Origin of the sequence: Cupriavidus sp. WS (assembly GCF_000395345.1) — a bacterium.
GTDB classification, from domain to species: Bacteria; Pseudomonadota; Gammaproteobacteria; order Burkholderiales; family Burkholderiaceae; genus Cupriavidus; species Cupriavidus basilensis_B.
Map to the genome: position 1 here is coordinate 1 of NZ_AQPL01000225.1, position 4,846 is coordinate 4,846.

Below are 4,846 nucleotides of genomic sequence, written 5' to 3' on the forward strand. Positions count from 1 at the left end.
CCGCACTGGCTGGTGCCGGCGCCACGCGCCAGCACCGGCAGTTGTTCCTCGCGCGCGATCTCCAGCGCCGCCAGCAGGTCGGCCTGGTCGCGCGGCACCACCACGCCGAGCGGCGTGATCTGGTAGATCGAGGCATCGGTGGCATAGCGGCCGCGGCTGGCGCGGTCGAACAGCACGTCGCCGCGCAGCGCCTTGCGCAGCCGCGCCGACAACGGCGAGGCCGCGCCGCGTTGCGGCGGCACGAGGTGGACCGGCTTGACCAGCAGGGAGGAAGGCGTGGGGTTCATGGCGTTTTTTGTCGAGGCTTGTGGAGTCCGGCGCCCGGCTAGCCGAGCGTGAGTGCGACCGGCGGCAGCCCGGCGATGGTGCCCAGCGCCACGCCGGCCTGCGCCGGGAAATGCATGCCGGTGTAGGAGCCGGTCGTGACCAGCGTGCCGTGGCCGAGCGTGATGCCGCGCGCCGTACAGTGGTTCACCAGCCACGGCAGCAGGCGGCGCGGATCGCCGGCGGGATTGGCCGGCGCGCCCGCGACCACGTCCACCCCGGCGCCGCCGAAGGTGAAGGACAGCGCGGGATGCAGGAACGGGTAGCCGGGCTGGTAGCGCACGCAGTCGCCGACCACCAGCGCGCCGTGGTTCTGCAGGTCGGCCAGTTGCGCGAGCTTGTCCACCGCGGGCCACTCGCGGTAGCGGCTGGCCACCACTTCGATGGCGGCGGCCATGTATTCGATGCCGTCCAGCACTTCCTCGTCGGCATAGGGCGCGGCGCGCGGCGCGAAGACCCGCCCGAAGCGGAACGCGATCTCCAGCTCCAGGCCGGGCCGGCGGAAGCTGCCCGACGTCAACGCGGCGGGGCTGGCATGCACGCAGTCGGCCGGCAGCGGCGCGCCCTGGACCGGTCCGGTGGCGGACTTCGCGCCGACCTTCCAGCCGCCGATGTCGGCGCCGCGCTGCCGCAGCACTTCGGCCTGCACGGCGTAGGCCGCGTCGGCGTCCCGCGGCAGCAGCGCGGCCGGCAGATCGGCGAAGCGAAGACCGCCGCCGCCGGCGCGCGCGAGCAGGCGGGCCAGTTCCTGCTGCGGTTGGGGATGGCGTTCGGGATCGGAATGACGCATGGCGGGATGCTCAGGCATGCAGGTGCGTGGGACTGGCCGCGCCGGCGGCATCGGCTTCGAACTTGCTCTCGGGCTGCATGCGGAAGGCCAGCACCACGCCGACGCCCATCAGCAGCATGCTGCCGATGAAGGGCAGTTCCCAGTTGCCGAAGCGGTCGATCAGGTAGCCCGACAGCACCGGCGAGATGATCGCCGCCAGCGCCGAGCCGGTGTTCATCATGCCGCTGGCGGTGCCGGAGTATTCCGGCGCGATGTCCATCGGGATCGCCCACATCGGGCCGATGGTCATCTCGGCGAAGAAGAAGCCGGCGGACAGGCAGGCCATCGAGACATAGAGCTGGTGCGTGAACAGCATGGGCAGCAGCGAGATCATGGTCAGCAGCATGCAGACCGCCACCATCCAGCTGCGCGCGCGCTTCAGGCTGCCGGTGCGCTCGTAGAGCTTGTCGGTCACCACGCCGCCGAGCGTGTCGCCGAGCACGCCGGCGAAGAACACGGCGGAGGCGAACACCGCCGACTTCTTCAGGTCGAGGTCGTAGCTGTGCAGGAAGTACTGCGGAATCCAGCTCAGGAACAGCCACAGCGTCCAGCCGTAGCAGAAGTAGACGACCGTCACCGGCGCCATGCGCCGGAACAGGCGGCGCCACGGCACGTTGGGCGACTTGCTGCGCGCCGCCGGCAGGGTCTCGAGCTCGGCTTGCGTGATGCGCGGATGGTCCTTGGGCTGCTCGGTGAAGGTCAGCGCCCACAGCGCCACCCAGACTAGGCTGATCGCGCCGCAGAGGTAGAACGATTCGCGCCAGCCGTAGACCGCCATGATGGCGACCACCGCCGCCGGCGCCACCGCGTTGCCGACGCGCGCGCAGGCATGGGTGATGCCCTGGGCGAAGCCGCGCTTGTCCTTGGGCACCCAGCGCGCCATCGCGGCGGTGGCGGCGGGAAAGGTCGCGCCTTCGCCGAGGCCCAGCAGCAGGCGCGCGGCCAGCAGCGAGACCAGCCCGCCGGCCATGCCGGTGAGCAGCGTGGCGATGGCCCACAGCACGCCGCAGGCGATCAGCGTGCGGCGCGCGCCGAAGCGGTCGCTGACCCAGCCGCCGATGATCTGGAACACGAGGTAGGGATAGGCGAAGGCGGAGAACACCAGGCCGATCTCGGTCTTGTTGAGATGGAACTCCTGGCCGAAGCCGGCCGCGGCGGTGCTGACGTTGACGCGGTCCAGGTAGGTGATGAAATACATGATGCACAACATCACCAGCACGATGCTGGTGGCACGAAAGCGCTTCATTGCTTGTCTCCGGTCTTTTTTTGCCTGCCCGGCGCCCGCCTGGGCCTCGGCTTTGCATCTCTTGTGCGTTTCCTGTGCCGGGCCCGCTCTGTGGCGGGCTTGCGCGCGCGCGGCAGGCGGCGGGGCTGCGATCGGCAACACCGCTCCCTGGCCTCGCCCGCGCGGGTGAAGCCATGCCTGTGCGTACTGCTGTCCGGCTGTTTGCTGCTATGCGCCGCTATTTGCCGCTATTTGCCGCCGAGCGCCGCCACTGCGCGGGAAGGCCGCGGCGGCGCGGCCTTCCCCATGAAACTCAGGCCGCCGCCTTGAGCGCCGGCTTGTCCTCCAGCGAAACCAGGTAGTCCATCGCCGCGGCCACGCCGCTGGCGGCCACCGGCACGCCCGAGAGCTTCAGCCCCATCTCGCAGCCGGCCAGCGTGGCCATCAGGGTCAGGTCGTTGCAGTCGCCGAGATGGCCGATGCGGAACATCCTGCCGCGCATCTTGCCCAGCGCCTGGCCCAGCGACATGTCGAAGCGTTCGTAGATGCGCTTGCGCACGGCGTCGGCGTCGACGCCCTCGGGCATCATCACGCCGGTCAGCACCGGGCTGTAGACCGCCGGATCGGCGCACTGGATCTCCAGGCCCCAGGCCCGCACCGCGCGGCGGGTGGCCTCGGCCAGCCGCTGGTGGCGCGCGAACACGTGGTCCAGGCCTTCTTCCAGGATCATGTCGAGCGCCTCGGACAGGCCGTAGAGCAGGTTGGTGTTGGGGGTGTACGGCCAGTAGCCGTTCTTGTTGGCCTCGAGGATCTCGTCCCAGCCCCAGAACGCGCGCGGCAGCCGGGCCTGCCTGCCGGCCGCGATGGCCTTGGCCGAGAGCGCGTTGAAGCTGATGCCGGGCGGCAGCATCAAGCCCTTCTGCGAGCCCGACACGGTCACGTCCACGCCCCATTCGTCATGGCGGTAGTCCGCCGAGGCCAGGCCGGAGATGGTGTCCACCAGCAGCAGCGCCGGATGGCCGGCCGCGTCGATGGCGCGGCGCACCGCGGCGATGTCCGAAGTCACGCCGGTGGAGGTCTCGTTGTGCACCACGCACACCGCCTTGATGGCATGGCCGCCGTCGGCGCGCAGGCGCGCCTCGATCATGTCGGCGCGCACCCCGTGGCGCCAGCCCTCGATGCCGGGCAGGCCGATGAATTCCGGCTTCAGGCCGAGCGCCTCGGCCATCTTCTTCCACAGCGTGGCGAAGTGGCCGGTCTCGAACATCAGCACGGCGTCGCCGGGGCTCAGCGTGTTGGTCAGCGCGGCTTCCCAGGCGCCGGTGCCGGAGGCCGGATAGATGATGACCGGCTGCTCCGTCTTGAAGATCTTCTTGATGTCGGCCAGCACCTTGCGGCCCAGCGCGCCGAACTCGGGCCCGCGGTGATCGATGGTCGGGTAGCTCATCGCGCGCAGGATGCGGTCCGGCACCGGGCTCGGCCCCGGGATCTGCAGGAAGTGGCGGCCGGCGGGGTGGAAATCGAGCTTGATCATGGGCAGTGCCTCCTTTGTTTGAATCATGAATTTTGAATTCAAAATACTTTAGCAACGAAACGGCCCCGATCCAAGGACGGAATCGCCGCTGCGGCTCGGTGTTTACCCGCGAGGCGCTTGCGGCCAATGAGATGCAGTAAAATGCGGAAAACGCAAAGGGAAGGACTTTGTATGCAAAATCCACAAAATCCGGGCGACAGCGGCGTGCCCCGTCCCGCCCCGATCCTGCCCAGGGTGGAGCGGCAGCGGCTGCACGAGATGGTGGTCGAGCACCTGCGCAAGTTCATCGTGGAAGGCGTGCTGTCGCCGGGCATGAAGCTCAACGAGCGCGAGTTGTGCGAAACCCTGGGCATCTCGCGCACGCCGCTGCGCGAGGCCTTCAAGGTGCTGGCCGCCGAGGGCCTGATCGAGATCTCGCCGCACCGCGGCGCCAGCGTCTCGCGCATGACCGAGGCGGAGATGTGGGAAACCTTCGAGCTGATGAGCGGCCTGGAAGCGTTCTCGGGCGAGCTGGCCTGCGAGCGCATCACGCCGGCGGAGCTGGCCGAGATCAAGGCGCTGCACTACGCGATGCTGGCCTGCCGCGTGCAGAACGACCTGCCCGGCTACTACAGCCGCAACCAGGAGATCCACGACCGCATCAACGAGGCCGCCCGCAATTCGGCGCTGCGGCAGACCTACCAGTCGGTCAACCGCCGCCTGAAGGCGCTGCGCTTCCGCTCCAACCACCAGACCGACAAGTGGGACCGCGCCGTGCACGACCACGAGGACATGATCAAGGCACTGGAAGCGCGCGACGGCAAGCTGCTCGGCGCCATCCTGCGGCGCCACCTGCTGGAAAAGCGCGACGCCGTGATGCAGATCCACCCCGACCCGGTCGGCGACGTGGTGACGCACAACGACTGAAGCCGGGCCCGCCGGCGCGGCGGGCCCC

5 protein-coding genes are annotated in these 4,846 nt (G+C 69.4%); 1 reads left to right on the forward strand and 4 read right to left on the reverse strand.

Annotated elements, in window-relative coordinates; all coding sequences use genetic code 11:
- The 4 genes from K206_RS38690 to K206_RS0118885 all read right to left on the reverse strand — a co-directional run.
- Positions 1-287: FAD-binding oxidoreductase (locus K206_RS38690; protein WP_043366894.1), on the reverse strand; the 287-nt coding region annotated here is incomplete at its 3' end.
- Between the two features lie 38 nt (positions 288-325).
- The gene (locus K206_RS0118875) at positions 326-1,114 is read right to left on the reverse strand and encodes a 2-keto-4-pentenoate hydratase (protein WP_020203950.1); all 789 of its coding nucleotides are present in this window, start codon (positions 1,112-1,114) and stop codon (positions 326-328) included.
- 10 nt (positions 1,115-1,124) lie between these two features.
- Complete coding sequence (locus tag K206_RS0118880) at positions 1,125-2,399, reverse strand: MFS transporter (RefSeq protein WP_020203951.1); 1,275 nt, start codon at positions 2,397-2,399, stop codon at positions 1,125-1,127.
- 292 nt (positions 2,400-2,691) lie between these two features.
- On the reverse strand, positions 2,692-3,912 hold the full coding sequence (locus K206_RS0118885; protein WP_020203952.1) for an alanine--glyoxylate aminotransferase family protein: 1,221 nt from the start codon (positions 3,910-3,912) through the stop codon (positions 2,692-2,694).
- Between the two features lie 171 nt (positions 3,913-4,083).
- Between K206_RS0118885 and K206_RS0118890 the strand changes: the two genes are divergently transcribed.
- Positions 4,084-4,818, forward strand: a complete 735-nt coding sequence (locus tag K206_RS0118890) for a GntR family transcriptional regulator (RefSeq protein ID WP_029043811.1) — start codon at positions 4,084-4,086, stop codon at positions 4,816-4,818.
- Positions 4,819-4,846 lie beyond the last annotated feature (28 nt).